This is a genomic window from Microcoleus sp. N9_A1 (assembly GCF_036701795.1).
In the GTDB taxonomy this organism is placed as follows: Bacteria; Cyanobacteriota; Cyanobacteriia; order Cyanobacteriales; family Microcoleaceae; genus Microcoleus.
This window is the reverse complement of sequence record NZ_JAUBRI010000005.1, coordinates 34,794-52,570: the sequence shown is the minus strand read 5'-3', so window position 1 is coordinate 52,570 and position 17,777 is coordinate 34,794. Positions and strand designations below refer to the sequence as shown.

Sequence of the window (17,777 nt, the reverse complement as noted above, 5' to 3'; positions counted from 1 at the left end):
TCGCTAGGCTGCGCGACGACTGCGCCTGCTCTGGCGAGAACGGGTTGAGATGTCATGTTCCAAGATAGCTCCAATCCCAAACAGGATGGCACTGAAAACAAAAAAGACTTCCAGCAAACTGCCACTTTGATAACTACCCTCAGCCTGAGTATCGCGCCATTTAAAATACATATCTGCGATGTAAAGCGAAAAAGTTGCAGCCGCAATCATTCTCCAAGATTGGGAAAAACGTCCTCCCCAAAATGCCAGCAGCAATGCAGTAGCAATAATCAGCAGAAAAACGTCCCCGACGATGTAAAACAAATTGATTGCATTTTTGTGAGGCGCCAGTTGCTTGTCTAGTGCCATCACCCATCCGGGAGCTTTGATTTCTGCTTCTTCTTCTTCGGGTGCTGATGCAGCATCGGTCGCGGCTGCTTTTGCCTGTAACTTAGACGAATTTTCCAAACCAGGCGCTCTTCCTGTGGCAGTGGTTGCTGGTTCAGATTCTGTCACTACTTCTTGAGTGGCTGCCGGAGCCATTCCTAGCTGGGTCCTCCAAGAGTCAGGTGCAGCAACCCAAATAGCTACAGCAATCCCGAAGGCTGCAATTCCCGCTAACAAGCCCCACTGCCAAATTTCTAGATTCAGTCGCTTGGAAGTCACAGCTACAACCATGCCCCCGATCAGGACCACATAGCTGCCCAGATAAAACGCATCTGCAGGAGACACGTCCGGGTCTAACCCGAAATAGAGTTCCCAAATCCCGAACAGCACGCCGGCTATGAAATAGAACAGCATCCCCAGACCAATGCCCAGCCAGACGTTGCGCCCACTGACCATGTGCGGGCTTTGCCAGTTTCTAAAACAGACTAAAGCCGCTCCGAAGTATGCTCCGCATTCAAAAATATAAGTGCCGATCGAGTACCAAAGAGGTAAACCATCTTCTGCTGAGAGGGGGACGCTGAACAGCAAAAAGAACAGCAGCGCCATTACAGCCCAGACAATGCCCACAATCACTAGGGTCTGAGCTGAAAGTAAAGATGAAGATGTAGATGACTTTTCTGAAGTGCTACTCATAGGGATTCCACGAGACCTAACTAGCGGTTGAACGCACCTCATCTCAATCTTTGATTGTAGATGAGGATTCTTTCGCCAAAAAAACTTAAAAAACCTTGATCTGACGCTTCCGGAATAACTGGCGTCCTCAGTGTGTCGTCGGGACTTTTGCCCTCGTACACTCTAGAAAGACTAAGCAAGAATAATATCTATTTACTAATTCAACGAATTAGTCGTTAGTCGATCTTGTACCCGGAAATATAATGATAGAAATACGGTATATGTCTCCACCCTTAAGGCTTTTACAGTACCCAATCTATCTCTGAAATTCTACCCTCAACATTTGAGGGAGCTGTTTTTTTGCTTTCACACTTCCCCACTCATATCAATGATTGTAGGTGGGGACTGTGATCGAAACTGAGTTAAATTGCGCGACCATAGGTGGCATCCAAACCGAATCAACAATTTGGTTGTCAATACAAGTTGGCCATCCAACCTGTATATCGCCTACCCCCTACAGTGCAATTATCTAAGCTCAATTATCTGGACCCAATTGTCTGAGCAATTGTCCAAGATTTTCTATCCTGCGATCCACAATTTGTTGAGGGCTGATTGTTTCAGCCAATCTAGAAACTGAGTCCGATCCGGTGCTGGCATATCTTGCAGCACATCGCTCACTCCCTCCGCGAAGTCCGTATTGCCAAAATATGATTTGCCCAAGCGGTGGAGTTCTTGCAATAAGGTCTTGAGATGCTGCTCTTGCCAAGGAGGCACCTTGTGATTTTGCAAGGGACTAACGGTTAGCCAGTTTTTTATCGCATCAGGGGAGTCTGCCTGGGGGAAGTTTCCCTGCTGAAATACCTTGGCGATATCTTTCTGAAACGATGTGGCTTGCCTTGCGCCTAAGAGGTCTTCTACATCGAAGTAAACAGCTTGGAGGAGCAGCAGACAAGCCTGCGCGAACAGTGGTGCTTTGGCTGCTTCATTCCCTGCCGGTTCTTCACCGGCAAGCTGATCTAAACGGACTTTTCCCCAGACGCTATATCGATCCGGCTCTTCTAGCAGAACACAGGCTTTGCCTCGGTTGTCGGTTAAGTCCCGCCACAAGGCTCTGGCGTCTTCTGCTTGCTTGCCGTTGAAGGCGCTGATTAGGCGAAAAGTCTGCCCCTGATAATTGAGAATGGGAATTTGTTGATCCCGTTTTGGGTGTTGAAAATTGGTTATTTCAACATCCTGCCGTTTCAGAATAAACATGACACTGCGATTTGACTCCTGTCATGGCCGAGGTGCTGTGCTTTTGACACTCCCCATGCCTAAAGGCGAAGGGATTCTTGATTCAGCGAGTCCACTTAAATTAGCAGGATTGCTCCCGATCACCCAAAGATGGTTCTCTCCTCAAGCGTTCCATACTTTTTTGCTAACAAATGCTAACAAATATCTAAGCTGAGATTGTCTCTCAGCCTTGGCGTATAAATCAATGCACGAAGGAAAATCCCCCGCGCACAATTTACGACTGCTGTACTGGCAACGCTTGATTTTCGCGCTCGTGCCGAGCGGGCGATTGACTGTTTTGCTTTGATGCCGTAGAGGAAGCTTATATAGAGGCTCCGTACCATCAGGGATTTTCACCTGAGTCTTTCAATCCTAGTTCTACCACATTTTTATCAAATATCAAGTCGAGCAGAATGTTAGCCAACATAACTCAATATCAGCAAATTAGTCATAAAAATACTCGATAAGTGAGAAACTCAGTGGCTTCAGCCCGCTCGTGGAAAACGATCCGGCGGTTTCAACCGCCTTGAATCCCCTTGCGGGGAGAGGGGTATGGTTGCCCCTCTCGGAGGTATGCTTGCCTCCTTCACCCTTTCGGGGTAATGTTCGCTTTGTGCCTTGGTTATAAAGGCTTGTCGTTGCTCGCAGCAGTGTTTCAGTGACTTTAAAACTGTTTAGCTACAAGCGACAGAGCGGAAAACTAGCGTCGCATTCTCCGGTGTCGTGACCCCAATAACGTAGTCAGTGAAGACTTCGGTGGGTCAGTACAGCTTGCTTGATTTCTCCTGCAAGCTCAGTGGCTTGAGCCAAGAGTTACTGACCCGAGTTCACGTCCTACCAAGTTTTGATTGTAAATTTACAATTGTGCTGTTTGCAGGTGAGTCCCTCCAGCTTGTGTCAGATACAGTCTTGGAGGCACAGGCACTCTCATCACCTTGGTTTTTTTTCCCGAGCCATCGCGCTGCACGCCATATTTTTGTAGATCAAAGCGGTTTCTGCGTAAGTCATCACATAATTTACTTGCTTGATCGCACACTACACCTATACAATAATCTTGTTAGCGATTTTTGAGTTGGGTGCGTAACTCAGTTGGATAGAGTAGCTGCCTTCTAAGCAGCGAGCCGCAGGTTCAAGTCCTGCCGTACCCGTTAAGCAAAATTAATGATATCAAGGGTTTCAGCTATTTTCTGCCGCAAAGTAAAGAGCGGCTCAAACCTTATTTGTTGTGCGTTTGTTTCGGATGCCCGAATCCTTACAAAAGCCCCGCCTGCCAAACTGGGCGAATCTGCCTGCTTCTGGGCGATCGACACTGCTACCCTTCTGAGTATATGCTTGCCACTGCTGATGTGATATCACAAAAAGTCTTTTGTGTCAATAGCCTAGAGCCTTTGATGTTCAAACAGCACCAGCAGCAGGTTGTGGGCCGAGTAGCCCTCAGGGGTTATCCTTAGTAATCAGGCTAGTTTCCGATAGGTTTGGATATGTTCCCAACAACTCTATTTCATATTCCCCAAAATTTAATGCTATTACTCGACCGCAGCGCGATCGACCGATTAAAGCCCCTATTGGCGCAAGCAACCGGAATGCCTATAGTTGCATCGGAAAATACGGCAACAATTGCTCTCGTATTGCTTGCTCTGGGAATTCTGGGTTGGGGATTTTATCGCGCCAGACCTTTTGGCAAACTGGGAATTTTGGCTTGGTTGCAGTCTGTTGCGCTGATGAGTCCCTGGCTGCTGTTCTTTGGTTTGTTCGCCGCCGGAATTTACCTCAATCTAGTTGCGGTATTGTTGCTGCTGGTGGCATCCACGGGATTATACATTTATCTGGGCCGGCAATTGCGTAAGGCTGCATCGGATGCAGTGCTGCCCCGGCCGGATGCTGCTGAGGTAAAGTCCCAAAGCGATGCTTTCTCCGCTCCTGAGTCGCAGCGACCACCAGGCCCAGAAACCATTAAAATCGTCACTGCCTCGCCGGCGAATAATGAATCAGAAATAATTCCCGTTCCAGTGGAAGACCTCAAGGCAATTAAAGGCATATTTGGAATTGATACTTTCTTTGCCACAGAAACAATTCCCTATCAAGATGGGGTAATTCTCAAAGGCAATCTCCGGGGAGACCCAGAACAAGTACACTCACGTTTGACGGCAAGTTTGGAAGAAAAATTAAACGATCGCTACCGCCTATTTTTAGTAGAAAATCAGGACGACAAGCCGGTAGTTATTATCTTGCCCAGCACCAACGACCCGCAGCCAACTACCGTATCTCAAAAAATCCTAGCAGTCGTGCTGCTGCTGGCAACAATTGCTACTAGCTTAGAGACAGGCGGTTTGCTGTTAGGTTTCGATTTCTTTAACTCGCCGGCTAGATATCTAGAAGTTCTGCCAATTGCAGCAGGAATTTGGGCGGTTTTAGGCTCTGGGGAAATTGCTCGCCGAGTGCTGGCAAATCGGTACAAGGTGGGCTTGAGTTGGCCGTTTTTTATACCGACTTTGCAGATAGGTTGTTTTGGAGCGATCGACCGTTTTGAGTCGCTGCTGCCCAACCGTAAAGTTTTGTTTGACATCGCTTTTGCCGGATCAGCGGCTGGGGGAATAGTTTCTCTGCTAATGCTGGTAACGGGTTTGCTGCTGTCTCACCCCGGCAGTTTGTTTCAAATTCCCGCAGAATTTTTCAAGGGCTCGGTTTTGGTGGGAACTTTGGCAAAAGTGGTTTTGGGTTCGGCGTTGCAGCAGCAGATTGTTGACGTTCACCCGCTGGTAGTTATCGGTTGGTTGGGCTTGGTAATAACGGCGATTAATTTGATGCCGGCGGGACAGTTGGACGGGGGTAGAATCGTGCAAGCCATCTACGGTCGGAAAATAGCCAGTCGCACTACTTTGGCGACTTTTGTGGTGCTGGCCATCGTTTCTTTAGTTAATCCTTTGGCTCTGTATTGGGCGATCGTGATTCTGATTTTACAGCGGAATCTGGAACGGCCGAGCCTCAACGAGCTGACTGAGCCTGACGACGCTCGCGCGGCTTTGGGTTTGCTAGCTTTGTTCTTGATGATTGCTGCCCTGTTGCCTTTGACTCCGGCTTTGGCTGGCCGTCTGGGCATCGGGAACTAGCAGTAGTCGGGCATCTTTGGTAATAGGCTCTTGGGTTGGGGTAAATTAGTGGAATCTAGGAATTGACCGATCAAACTGGGGAACTGAAGGGCGATCGGGTTCCTAACTACTAATTTCCAATTAAGACCCGCGCCCAGGGCAATTTATCTACTACCAAAAGTTGATTTTTTTATAACCCAAAATTTGTTTAAACTTGATCGATTAAGTTTAAATAACTTATCTGAGCCTATAGGATAAAGTCATGGCTAATCAACTTCCTCCTGTATTGGTAACTTTTGATGCAGATGTTTTAATGACTGGCAGAACCCAAGTGTGGCAAGAATATGCCAAGGTGGGAACTTGCTATATCCCGGAAGTAGTGTACGACGAAATAGATCGTCTGACAGGGCAGGCGGTGGAAAAAGAGCAAGAGCAAGTAGCTAGAGAGTTTATGCGATTTTTTGCCGACAGTGGCTGGATTGCAACTGACGCTCAGGAAACACACCGAGCTCTCGAACCTTCGATCAAAAATCAAAGCAAGCCAGCAATGCTAGTAGTGGCGACGGCTCAGTGTGTTTACGGTTTGGCGACCGAACACCCGGAGGCATTGGTGATTTTTGTGTCCAACAGCCAGCCTCTGCTGAAGCGGCTGGCTTCTGTAGGCACTACGAATCTCTGCGGGATTACCGGGGCGATGCTGTTAAATTGGGCGAGGAAAGGGGAACGCCCGCCGGCGGCGACTCAGCAATTGCAAAGTTTGATGCGTACCCTCGCCGATCGCAAATCCACTCAGCGCCCTAACAGCAGAATTCAGGATGCTGCTGTTGGCCAAACGGGGGCTTCTGCTAGCAAGTTAACGGGAACCCGCGGCGCTTCTGAGCTAAAATCGCCCAGCAGTTTTACTAAAACTAATAAAACGGGTTTGACTCAGAGCCGCAGTGCGAGTTCCCGGCCCAAAACGCCGCGGCGCAATCGCGAGGAGTCGAGAGATTACGAGCCGGCTGTATATCGCATGAAACATATTACACCTCCGAAAAAAAGGAACAGCGGTTTTCTGTCTAGTGCGTTCAATTTTTTGGGAGCGTTATTTTTCTTGACGGTAGCGGTAGGTATTTTGTGGCGAGTGTTCGATGTGAAGGGTTTTAGAAAGACTTTTGTGCCGGCTCTACCACAGCCTGTGCAACAATTTGTTAAGTCGATCGATCCTAAGTGATCGACAATGCAACTCTTTTGACAATGCTGAACGGGAACGAAATAATTAGTGGATTAGCACTGGCTTTTGCGGGTTTTGCTTATGCTTTAGTCTTTTTTGTTCTTCTTCCCTTCAGGGAGTACGATTATGCAGCACCACTTGGAGCAATAGCAATGGCGATCGCCCTTACTATAGCAATGAATTGGCTACTATCTGCATCGTTGCTAACTGGGTGGAGTTGGGTGGCTGCATTATTTGGTTTTCAGGTAGCCCTCATGTTTTTTGGTAGCGTGTTTCTGGAAGATGGGCTGTACCTGCCAAATTTGTTGTTTTTTGGAACTATGATCGTAGGATGTGCGAGCGTTTATACCACTTTTTCACAACGAAAAACACTGCTAATTGTGGGTTTATGTACAGTATTTTTTCTAGCTTCAATGTACTTATCTTTGATTGGTGGCTATGCGATCAAAGGCAAAAATCCGTTTCAGGGTTCTTCTACCCAGATGCTGCCACTGTTGAATCAAAGGGTAGAAATTATCACCGACAATCCCAAACAATTGTATTTGAATGGTAAAACTGGCGAACTCACGCATATTTACCGTTATGAGGTGACAGTGAAACTAGATTCTGGAGGAGATGAGACATTGATGTGGCCCTATGTCGATGTTTGGTGGCAGGATATCAAGGCTGCTAGCGAACAGAAATCGCAGTAATTTATATCGTTTCCGGTTGCATCGGAATAATAAAATCGAGTCAACACTTAACACTCAACCATTCAGTCTTTCGACCCCTCCTTCTACAGTCAACAGTCAACAATCATCAGGAGTGCAACCGGAATTGATATCATTCACTCTTTAAAGCCGGGGCTGTAACTTCTACAGGTCGAATAATTGCAGGTTTATTAGTAGGTGTTTCTTGAAAAACTGCCTTGAGTGCTAAGTCTAGATTTTCGGCCATGACGATGCGGTTTTCGTAGGCAACAATAACTCTGACTAAAGTTGGCAAACTATTGCGTTCCGCTTCTAAATAAAGAGGTTCTACGTACAGCAAAGATTGTTCGATGGGAATGACTAATAAATTTCCTTGAATTGCTTTTGAACCCTGGCGATTCCAGAGAGATATTTGTTCGGAAATAACCGGGTCTTGATTGATTAATGCTTCTATTTGTTCCGGCCCGTAAACTAATCGCTGTTTGGGAAACTGGTATAACAGCAATTTTCCGTAATTTTGGTCGTCCGATCGCCCTGCAATCCAAGCAATTAAATTGTTGCGACCTACTGGTGTAAACGGCAGCAGCAAAATAAACTCTTCGGAAGTTTCCGTCGGCAGTTTCGTAATTAAATAGTACGGTGCTAGCGGCTGCTGTTCGCTGCCATAAATTTCCTTGGGAACTCGCCACAAATCCTCCCGATTGTAAAATACCTGCGGGTCTTCCATGTGATAAGTTAGCAAGCGTTCTGATTGAATGTTTAACAAATCTACGGGATACCTAATATGTTTGCGGATAGCCAGAGGCATTTTGTCAAGGGGTTTGAATAGTCCGGGAAATATCTGAGCCCAACTGTTGATAATCGGGTCTGAGGGATTTGCAACATAGAAGTCAACCGAGCCGTGGTAAGCGTCAATGACTACTTTTACTGAGTTGCGGATGTAGTTAAATTCATTTTGACCCGGATCTGAATAGGGGTAGCGATCGCTCGCTGTATATGCATCGATAATCCAGTAAAGATAGTTAGGAGGATCGTCACTATTAGTATTTGAGGAAGATGGCTGATTTTTATTACCATTTTTATTGTTATTTTTTTCTATATCATCTTTACTCAGATTGGCGTTTGCTACTACCAAATACGGGTCGGAATCGTAGCGCAAAAAAGGAGCGATCGCCCGAACTCTTTGGTTAATGTTGCGACGGTACAATAATTTAGTTTCTGGCGTAAAATTGCGAGTCAGCGCCATTTGCCAATTTTTGAGATAATTAGCAAACAGCCAGCGCCGCCACAGAGAACCGATCGCAATTCCGCCTCTGCCGCTGTAATTGTTGTAAACATTTTCTTCGCCGCTGGGATAGTCGAATTCCTTGACTTGCGTGGGCGTCATCACGTCTGTATCGGTGACTGCGCCGTAGTAAATGCGCGGATAGCCGATCGGGATACTCACCCGAACTCGATCGCTAGTTATATCTAAAGCAGTCTCTCCTTTCTCGGCTGCAACTCCAATATCTTTAACAAAATAATCGGGTAAACCGCCGACACCGACTGTGTTTACCGGAGAAAGAGTAAAGCCGTAACCGTGCGTGTACACCAGATGTTCGTTCACCCAAGTTTGAGCTTCCGGCGCAACTGCTGCATAATCTAGTTCCCGCGCCGCCAGAATTACTTGCTGGCTTTCAGTTTCTCCCTTTTTTGCGGTTTTCTTTTTGATTGTGTAGCGATCGATATCCGCATCAGGAAATGTATAATACGGTCTGATTTGCTGTAACTGTCGGTTGGTTTCCAGCAGCGGTCGCTTGTCCCACAGCCGGATGTTGCTAACAGTCAGTTGATTTCTTTCTAAGTCTTTATATGTAAGTTTCCCGGCCGGATCGAAAGTTTTGATTTCAATTTTTTTGAGATCGAAAGCTTCTTGAGTAAAGGCAATGCTGCGCTTGATGTACGGCTGTTCTCGCGCTATTTCGTTTGGTTTGACTAGCAGTTGCTGCACAATTTTTGGCAGCAGCCAACCTCCCAAAAAACTCAAAATTATCCACACTAAAACAATCTTTTTAATCAGTTTATTGGCAGTTTTGAATTGCCAAACTTGGTAAAGCATCAAAAGTGCGATCGCCCCAGCCAACACGCTCAACAATCCATAGACGGGCAGTCGCACCGTCACATCAGCGTAATTCGCTCCGTAGGTAACGTCTCCGCGCGAGTACATCAATGCGTAACGCCCCAGCCAGTACCGAACTGCGGTGGCTAGCATGAAAGCTGCACCTAAGCCGTACAAATGGCGCTGCTGCGATCGCGAAAACCCCAAAAATCTACCTTGACTCAGGCTGTTTCCCGACAGCAAATATGTTAAAGCGCCAGATACTAAACCGTACAAAAATACAACTGTCAGCAATAAGCTTAGCAACTCTAAGATTGGAAAAATAAATACATAAAAGCTAATATTATGGTTGAAAATAGGGTCGGTTATATTAAAATTAGTAGCGTGGAAATATTGCAAAATATTTGTCCAGCGACTGACGGCAACGATCCCCATCGCCACACTGAGAAAAAGAGCGATCGCCCGCAGCCAAAAATCAGGCTTAATTGCCACAGCTAACATTGTCCCCAGCAGCAAGCCCAACTGCCACCACCCAGAAAATAGCTGTACCAGCCCTGGCTGGATTGAGTCAATTCCTAACTTTACGGGCAGTGGAGGCACATTGCCCCCTATACCGAGATAGGTGAGGCTGCTGGCAGCTAACAGCCCGCAGTGAATTACTGTCAAAGTGGCGATCGAACTCAATCCGAATACCGTCAACAGCAGCCAGAAAAAGGTAATTTGGGATTTAGCAACAGGTAATTCGTAATTCTTCCCGGTATTCTTCCCCGTTTTGTTCGCCCTCAGCGAAGCGAATAGCCCCGCCGCCACCGGCGATTTCATTTCTTCTGCGGGATGTTGCAGGCGGCGGGCTAAAGCCAAATTTCCGAGCAAAAAGACAGAAGAAACAGCAATTGCGATCGTCCCCAGCAACCCTTGAGTTTTCAGCTTTAAGAGAAAAACCTGAAGATATCCAACTTCCTGAAACCAGAGAATTTCTGCCGCAATGCGGGAGGCTAACTCCAAAACCAGCCACAGCCCTACAAGCAATAAAATTAATTTATAAATTCGCTTAATAGTCATTAGTCATTAGTTGGGAAGAGTCATGAGTCATGAGTCATTAGTTGTTAGTCATTAGTCATTAGTTGTTAGTCATTAAACTTGTTCCCAGGCTCTGCCAGGGAACCGATATCCAGAGGCTCTGCCTCATCCAAAAATGGAGGCAGAGCCTCCTAATCTGCGTTACCAGGCTCTGCCTGGTAACAAGTCCCTAAATTCGAGTTAAGAAACCCCGTTGGTGACCAAATGGGTAAGTCCTAATTACATTAAAAGCTGATGCAAAACATCATCAATGACTAATGACTAATGACTAATGACTAATGACTAATGACAACTGCCAACTGCCAACTGTCAACTGTCAACTATCAACTGTCAACTGTCAACTAGCTGTACTGCTGATTGACATCCACATCCAAATTAAACAGCGTTTGCAAAGTCTGCATCGCTTGTCTGCGTGCCTCAATATCCTGCTGAGCACGTAACTGTACCATCGGATCGTGCAAAATCTTATTCACAATCCCCCTTGTTAAAGATTCAATCACATCTTGATGTTTCTCCGAAAATTCCGAACCCAGACGCGATAAAGCTTTTTCTAACTCTTGTTCCCGAATCAATTCTATCTTATCCCGCAAACAGCTAATAGTAGGAACAGTTTCCAGACTGCGCCACCAGAGATCAAAAGCCTCTACTTCCTGTTCCAGCAAGCCCTGAGCTTCCATTGCCATTTTGCGGCGGCTTTCGTGATTTTGAGCTACCACTGCTTTCAAGTCGTCCACATTAAACGATCGCACATTAGCGAGTTCATTCGCATCCGAGTCAATGTTGCGTGGCACAGAAATATCCACCAACATCAAAGGGCGATTCGGGTCTAAAACCTCTTCCAATTTAGCTTTATTTAACAGTGGCTCGGTAGCTGCCGTACTGGTAAAAACCAAGTCAGAAGCGGCAATTATCTGCATCATTTCCGAGAGCTGATACAGGTGCAATTCAGCATCTTTAAACTGACCGGCCAACTCCAGCGCGCCCCGCACAGAGCGATTAACGATCGAAATATGACTAGCTCCTTTTGAGAGCAAATGCTGCACCAAAAGTCGCGACATTTTGCCAGCACCGATAATCGCAATTTTGCTGCTTGCTAAATGCTGACCCTTCATTTGAGCCAATTCTGCCGCCGCCGAACTAATCGAAACTGCACCGGTACCGATGCTAGTTTCCGTGCGAACTCGCTTCCCTGCTGTGAGAGCTTGCTTGAACAAGCGCTCTAAAATTCTGCCTACACCTTTGTACTGCTGGGCGAGTTTGTGAGTTTGTTTCACCTGAGCCAAAATTTGTCCTTCTCCAAGCACCAAACTATCGAGGCCCGAAGCCACTCGCATCAAGTGCATCACCGCATCTTCGTGCAGCAAAATAAACAGGTGAGGGCGCAAAGACTGCAAAGGAACTTTACTACATTCGGAAAGGAACTGAATAACCTCTCGCACACCAGGCTCCGACTCGCTGGTAACAATATAAATCTCTAAGCGGTTGCATGTGCTGAGGATGGCAACCTCTTGAATGTGGGGGTAGCCGCGCAATTGGGCGATCGCAGCTTCAACTTTTTGTTCTGGAATGCTCAGTTTTTCGCGAACTTCAACCGGCGCTGTTTTGTGGCTGAGACCTATGACGGCAATATTCATATCTGTGATTTGTCACTATTTATTTCTTAGTTATCAACAGTCACCTGTGATTAATTCTTAGTTTATCGCTAATTTATAATCACCGGTGACTGTCAACGGTTAGCGGTGAAAAATTAACATTTCAAAATTAACTGTTAACTCTTAACCTTTAACTAATGACTACTTCAATTGCAGAGATTTCGGCTGTTCAAACATATGGATTGTATCCACAAACCGAGCCGTCTTCGACTGAGAAGAAATTACCAAACTTTCAGTGCGAGCGCCGCCGCCAAAGAAGCGAACTCCATCCATCAGCGTTCCGGGAGTAATTCCGCAAGCTGCAAACAGAACAGTTTCTCCAGATGCCAACTCTTCAGCATTGTAAATCTTGTCTGGATCTGTGATGCCCATCTCTGTCAAGCGGGCGATATTCTTCTCTTTGCTTTCGCCGATCAAACCAGTTTTGACAATAGCCGGATCGTAAATTAACTGCCCTTGGAAGTGACCGCCCAAGCAGCGCATTGCTGCTGCGGAAATCACACCTTCAGGTGCTGCGCCAATACCCATCAGCGCGTGGATATTAGAACCAGAAAACGCGCAAGAAATCGCTGCCGAAACGTCGCCGTCGCTGATCAGTCGAACTCTTGAACCCGCTGCCCGAATTTCATTTATTAAATCTTTGTGTCGGGGGCGATCCATCACCACCACTACCAAATCTTCAATACTGCGGCCGAGACAATCTGAGATAATTTTGAGGTTTTGGGTTGGTGTTTTGCGAATATCTACATGATTCTTAGCAGCCGCAGGAGCAGCCAATTTGTTCATGTAGAAATCCGGTGCAGCAAACAAACCTCCTTTCTCAGAGATTGCCAAAACTGCCATCGAACCGTTTTGACCGTAAGCAACTAGGTTAGTTCCTTCGCAGGGGTCAACGGCGATGTCAATTTCGATCAATTCATCTAGGTTGCAGACATCTTTGGCATCTTCGCGGGTACAAATACCTACTTGTTCGCCGATGTAAAGCATGGGTGCGTCATCGCGTTCGCCTTCGCCGATCACGATGCGGCCGCGCATATGAATTTTGTTCATGCGCTCACGCATGGCTTCTACAGCCACTCTGTCGGCTTCATCTTTCTCGCCTTTGCCCATCAAGCGAGCGGAAGCGATGGCTGCCTGCTCGACTACTTCGATAATCTCTAAACCGATTACATTGTCCACAAACTTTATTCTCCCAACTTCTGATGCTTGCCTGTGCTCTTTTGCACTCCCAGCCATCAAGTTTATCAGAGGCGGGGATCTCTGCGAGCGCAAGCAGTTGCTTAGTTTGTGTTAACTTTTGCTTCTTTGAGACTGGGGCTGGAAAATCTGAGTCCAACAAGCTCAAAGATCGAGATCGCCCCAATACTTCACTCTTGCTTGGAGGAGCCCACGCTAGCCCCGTCTGAGCGCTAAATCGCGGACTCCAGAGGTTCCGGGGGAGCGATCGGCTGTTTCCGGCAACTTGTCATCCCGAATGCCGTTAAAGGTTTTATGATTAGTTTGCGATCGCACGATTTCTCAGAAACCTGCTGGCTAGACTGGATTTATCGTTACTAAACCCAATATTTTCGTAGAAACCGGGTTTCTGAGGGTAAGTCTTAATGATGATCACAAATCAAATGGACAGCCCCAAATCGGGACGCAGTAGACTTTATCAGCGGGAAGCAATAAAAAATGATGATGAAAGCCCAAGATATTATGACAACAGAAGTTGTTACCATTCGCGGTTCAGCAACGGTAGCTGAAGCGGTGGCGATGATGAACGATTTGTGTTTGCGCGCGTTGATTGTGGAACGCCGCCACGAACAAGATGCCTACGGCATTGTCACGGAAACGGATATTGTCTATAAAGTAGCAGCCTACGGGGTAGACCCGAAAAAAGTCCGCGTCTTCGAGATTATGACCAAACCGTGCATTACGGTGAATCCTGACTTGGGCGTGGAATATGTGGCTAGGTTGTTCGCGAATACCCGCATCCGCCGGGCGCCGGTGATTAAAGACAAATTGCTAGGGATTATTTCGGTAACGGATATCTTGACAAAAAGCGATTTTGTCGAGAAGCCCAAAAGTATTTTATTTGAGGAACAAATCGAACAGGCGATCGCGGAGGCCAGAAGTATCTGTGCTGAGAAAGGCGCTACTTCTAGAGAGTGCGCGGTAGCGTGGGATATTGTAGAGGAAATGCAGGCTGAGGCTTCTCACCAGCGATCGATGAAGCTTGAGAAAACGGCTTTTGACGAGTATTGCGAGGAAAATCCCGAAGCTGCCGAAGCGCGAATGTACGACAGTTAATTTAGTCGGTTGGCAGTTGGCAGTTGACTGTTGGCAGTTGGCAGTTAGCAGTTGGAATAATCAAAAATTCTGCTTTCTACTTTCTGCCTTTATAAAAATGTCATCACCGTTAAGGCGACTAAGCAAACTAACTGAATCACTAAGCTAACAAGGCGATATATGGGATTAATTCCAGCGATGTGAATGACCGAGTGTAGAATCCGAAACACTATGTAGACAACTATCAGCAAATCTACCGGTGTCCCAGATACGCCCCGAACTGTCAGCAGGAAAACAACTCCCAGATACAAAGGCAGGTTTTCTACTAGATTAGACTGTACCCGAAATAGCCGCCACAGCAAGCTTTCATCATTTGGTGTGCCAAAATCTTTGACAGATCCACCCGCAGATAGATGCCGAATCTTGATTGTCAGTAAAAGGATAACGACAGCGATCGTCCACAGAATGAAAATTGCTAAACCCCATAGGGGAAAGGTCATGTTAATCGAATTCATAAACTCACCCACTAAAACTTACTAATATTTTAGGAAGCGGGCTGCTGAATCATATAAAACACGTTCAGCTTATTCCCATCTAGATCCCGAAAATATCCCACATAAAACCCCGGTAACGTGCCTCTTGACCCCACTGCTCCTTCATCCTTAGCGCCAAGTTCGATCGCTTTGTTATAAACTAAGTTGACTTTTTCTGGACTGTCAACTTGAAGTGCGATCATTACGCCATTACCAACAGTTGCTTCGTTGCCATCAAAGGGTTTTGCAACAGCAAATCCTGGCATCTCTGGAGAAACGCTCCATGCGATAAATCGGTCGAATTCCATGAATCGTTGAGCGCCAATTTCCGCAAGCAAAGTATCATAAAACTTGGCTGCACGTTCAAGATTGTTGGTGCCGACTGTAACGTATCCAATCATATTTTTTGTCCTCTAACTGATGTTAAGATAAAAAAAAGTTTGAGCAAATAACAACTGAGTTAAACTGATCCTTAGAAAACAAAAGCTACAACTCAAACATTATTTTACATCATAACTCAAACTATCTCGGTTTTGTCCGCTGCAATGATTTATTGCCGATCGCTAATACATTCGGGACTGTCTCTACTTGCACTGTTGACGATCGCACTTACCGCCTTTGCTTTCATGGCTTCGGAAGCATAGGGCTTTAACAAAGGCAAAACTTCCTGAGCATTTTTAACAGCAGGATCTAGCCACTGTTCCCAATCGCTGTCGGGGAGAATCACTGGCATTCGATCGTGCAACGGCTGCACTGTTTCGTTAGCAGCGGTAGTAATTATACTGCAAGATACAATGTTTTCTTTTTCTGGAGATTCCCAATTTTCCCACAAACCCGCAAAAGCAAAAGGTTCGTCGTCTGCCTTTTGAAAATAGTAAGGCTGTTTGTTCTTTCCCTGCTGTTGCCATTCGTAGAAGCCGTCAGCGACTATCAAACATCGCCTGTGCTTGATGGCGCTGCGAAAAGCTGGTTTTTCGGCTACAGTTTCCGATCGCGCATTGATCATCTTGCTGCCTATTTTGATGTCTTTCGCCCAACTTGGAATCAAACCCCAGCGCATAAATTGGAACTGTCGCTGCATATTTTCGGGAGAAACTGTGACTGTCGCAACTGATTGAGTGGGGGCGATATTGTATCGCGGTTTGATGTCGGGAACTTCCGACAGTTTGAAGAATTCGGCGATGATTTGAGATGAAACAGTTAAAGTGTATCGTCCACACATAATTTTATAGCTGTATTAACGCGGTTTTTACCGATTCCGGCAGTTCGACAGTCGGGCAATCCGGCAGTCCGGCAGGGGTTGAAACCCCTAAATTCGGTTAAAACCGACTGGAAATACGAACTCAATATCTATCTATTTTAGTCCTCTTTTAGAGGACTTTAGCTATGAGACAGGGGTTTTTAACCCCTGTCGGACTGTCGGACTAAACCGGGCGGGACACCCACAAGAAAATTCATTCTTTGTGGAACAGGCATCTTGCCTGTTCTTGCGATTTACCGTTAAAAACCCTCTCGGACTGTCGCACTAAACCGGGCGGGCGAGACGCCCACCCCACAAGAAAATTCATTCTTTGTGGAACAGGCATCTTGCCTGTTCTTACGATTTACCGTTGGGTGGGGGTGGGTTTTCGAGATGATTGGTTTTAGGCAATTATTGTTTGTAAAACCCGCCCCTATGAGACACTGCTAAATTGTGGAACATTCGCAGACAACCATTCGGCGCGCAACTTTTCAATAGCTAATTCTTTGAATTTAGCTTCTACTTCAATCCAAGGAGCCTGATAATAGCAATTAGGCATTTCTGTAATTAAATCGCTGTGGCGCGGATCGGCAAAAAACTCTTTTCCATTCGATATGTGTACTAATTGCCATTCAGGAACAGACCAAGTTGTGCGGGCTGCTGCCAGCATTTCGGCAACGCTGGGATCGTCGTAAGTTTCTAAATGTTCGTGAATGACGTGGTGGTGGGCGTCAAACACCATTGGTACGCCGGTATCGAGACAAACTTCTAAAATTTCCGAGGAACTGTAAGCGTATTCGTCATTTTCAAAGGTTAAGCGCGATCGAATAGATTCGGGTAAGTCGCGGATGACTGATGTGAGTTGCGAAGTGCGATCGCCCTTACCGCCGTGAATGTTCATCAGTGCGTAGGGCGATCGGGGCTGTCCCAACATATCTAAAATTAAAGCATGAGCCGCGAGAATTTTAATGCTGTTTTCAACCACAGAAAGCTTGTCGGAACTGAGGACTACAAATTGATCGGGGTGGAGTACCAAGCGGATGCCCAAAGAAAGAGCGCGATCGCCCGTCTTCCGCAATTCCTCAGTCATGGAGTGTAGCACTGCTTCCCCCAAATCTGTATCTACAAAAGGGAACAGTGCAGAAGTCATGCGGTAGAGCTTAATCCCATTAGCAGCACAAAAGTCGATCGCTTTGTCAAGCCGCTTTAAGTTGTCCGCATAAAGTTCGCGCAAGATTTTTTCTTGTTCAGTTTCCGCAAGCTGTAAAAGTCGCTTGCGCGTGACAGTGCGAAAGCGAACGGCATCGGATGTTGTAATGCAGACTAACCCCAATTCCGGCAATTTGTTTTTTTGAAATAGTTGATTAATCTCGATCATTTCTCAATAATCCCTAACTTTAATTTTATGTTAAATAGGTTCAATATTTTCCATTGCTTCGTTATGGAACGGATAACCGGATGTTTCTTGATTTAGCGGGTCAGCGGGTTGGTCGTCAGGGGATGTAATTTGACCGTTAGTGTAGGTATTGGGTTTTGTGGAAGAGCCTTTATGGCTGGCGTGACCGCTGCTCATCTTTGTTTCCTCAATTAGGTTTATGGAAC

At 46.3% G+C, this 17,777-nt stretch carries 14 protein-coding genes and 1 tRNA gene; 5 read left to right on the top strand and 10 right to left on the bottom strand.

The features are described from left to right. Window positions 1-3: 3 nt before the first annotated feature. Together QUA58_RS03515 and QUA58_RS03510 are read right to left on the bottom strand one after the other, a co-directional pair. A complete protein-coding gene (locus QUA58_RS03515) occupies window positions 4-1,059 on the bottom strand; it encodes a hypothetical protein (RefSeq protein WP_333256124.1) in 1,056 nt (351 codons plus the stop codon). Between the two features lie 558 nt (window positions 1,060-1,617). Further along, on the bottom strand, window positions 1,618-2,292 hold the full coding sequence (locus QUA58_RS03510) for an Npun_F0813 family protein (protein WP_333055855.1): 675 nt from the start codon (window positions 2,290-2,292) through the stop codon (window positions 1,618-1,620). A gap of 1,092 nt (window positions 2,293-3,384) precedes the next feature. Between QUA58_RS03510 and QUA58_RS03505 the strand changes: the two genes are divergently transcribed. The 4 genes from QUA58_RS03505 (at window position 3,385) to QUA58_RS03490 (ending at window position 7,304) form a co-directional block, all read left to right on the top strand. After that, window positions 3,385-3,458: transfer RNA gene (locus QUA58_RS03505), tRNA-Arg, on the top strand. Window positions 3,459-3,893: 435 nt separating this feature from the next. Further along, complete coding sequence (locus QUA58_RS03500; protein ID WP_445243704.1) at window positions 3,894-5,420, top strand: site-2 protease family protein; 1,527 nt, start codon at window positions 3,894-3,896, stop codon at window positions 5,418-5,420. Between the two features lie 241 nt (window positions 5,421-5,661). Then, window positions 5,662-6,612, top strand: coding sequence for a hypothetical protein (locus QUA58_RS03495; protein ID WP_333256120.1), 951 nt, complete (start codon window positions 5,662-5,664; stop codon window positions 6,610-6,612). A 23-nt stretch (window positions 6,613-6,635) separates the two neighbouring features. After that, a complete protein-coding gene (locus tag QUA58_RS03490; protein ID WP_333393049.1) occupies window positions 6,636-7,304 on the top strand; it encodes a hypothetical protein in 669 nt (222 codons plus the stop codon). 130 nt (window positions 7,305-7,434) lie between these two features. On the opposite strand, the gene QUA58_RS03485 is transcribed toward QUA58_RS03490, so the two are convergent. The 3 genes from QUA58_RS03485 to glpX all read right to left on the bottom strand — a co-directional run bounded on the left by QUA58_RS03485 (window position 7,435) and on the right by glpX (window position 13,310). Next, a complete protein-coding gene (locus tag QUA58_RS03485) occupies window positions 7,435-10,461 on the bottom strand; it encodes a UPF0182 family protein (protein WP_333393047.1) in 3,027 nt (1,008 codons plus the stop codon). A 359-nt stretch (window positions 10,462-10,820) separates the two neighbouring features. Continuing rightward, window positions 10,821-12,113, bottom strand: a complete 1,293-nt coding sequence (locus tag QUA58_RS03480) for a glutamyl-tRNA reductase (RefSeq protein WP_333256114.1) — start codon at window positions 12,111-12,113, stop codon at window positions 10,821-10,823. Window positions 12,114-12,272: 159 nt separating this feature from the next. Next, window positions 12,273-13,310 carry a class II fructose-bisphosphatase gene (gene glpX / locus QUA58_RS03475; protein ID WP_333256113.1) on the bottom strand — a complete coding sequence of 346 codons (1,038 nt, stop codon included), beginning with the start codon at window positions 13,308-13,310 and terminating at the stop codon, window positions 12,273-12,275. Between the two features lie 495 nt (window positions 13,311-13,805). On the opposite strand from glpX, the gene QUA58_RS03470 reads away from it, so the two are divergent. After that, the gene (locus QUA58_RS03470) at window positions 13,806-14,423 is read left to right on the top strand and encodes a CP12 domain-containing protein (protein WP_333256111.1); all 618 of its coding nucleotides are present in this window, start codon (window positions 13,806-13,808) and stop codon (window positions 14,421-14,423) included. A gap of 89 nt (window positions 14,424-14,512) precedes the next feature. Here QUA58_RS03470 and QUA58_RS03465 read toward each other — a convergent pair whose 3' ends face one another. From QUA58_RS03465 to QUA58_RS03445, 5 genes are all read right to left on the bottom strand, one after another. Next, a complete protein-coding gene (locus QUA58_RS03465; protein ID WP_333393046.1) occupies window positions 14,513-14,917 on the bottom strand; it encodes an MAPEG family protein in 405 nt (134 codons plus the stop codon). A gap of 29 nt (window positions 14,918-14,946) precedes the next feature. Continuing rightward, the gene (locus tag QUA58_RS03460; protein WP_333256107.1) at window positions 14,947-15,336 is read right to left on the bottom strand and encodes a VOC family protein; all 390 of its coding nucleotides are present in this window, start codon (window positions 15,334-15,336) and stop codon (window positions 14,947-14,949) included. 149 nt (window positions 15,337-15,485) lie between these two features. Further along, a complete protein-coding gene (locus QUA58_RS03455; RefSeq protein WP_333393045.1) occupies window positions 15,486-16,157 on the bottom strand; it encodes an SOS response-associated peptidase in 672 nt (223 codons plus the stop codon). A 451-nt stretch (window positions 16,158-16,608) separates the two neighbouring features. Next, on the bottom strand, window positions 16,609-17,553 hold the full coding sequence (gene uvsE / locus QUA58_RS03450) for a UV DNA damage repair endonuclease UvsE (RefSeq protein WP_333393044.1): 945 nt from the start codon (window positions 17,551-17,553) through the stop codon (window positions 16,609-16,611). 30 nt (window positions 17,554-17,583) lie between these two features. Further along, complete coding sequence (locus tag QUA58_RS03445) at window positions 17,584-17,748, bottom strand: hypothetical protein (RefSeq protein WP_333393043.1); 165 nt, start codon at window positions 17,746-17,748, stop codon at window positions 17,584-17,586. Between the last annotated feature and the right edge of the window lie 29 nt (window positions 17,749-17,777).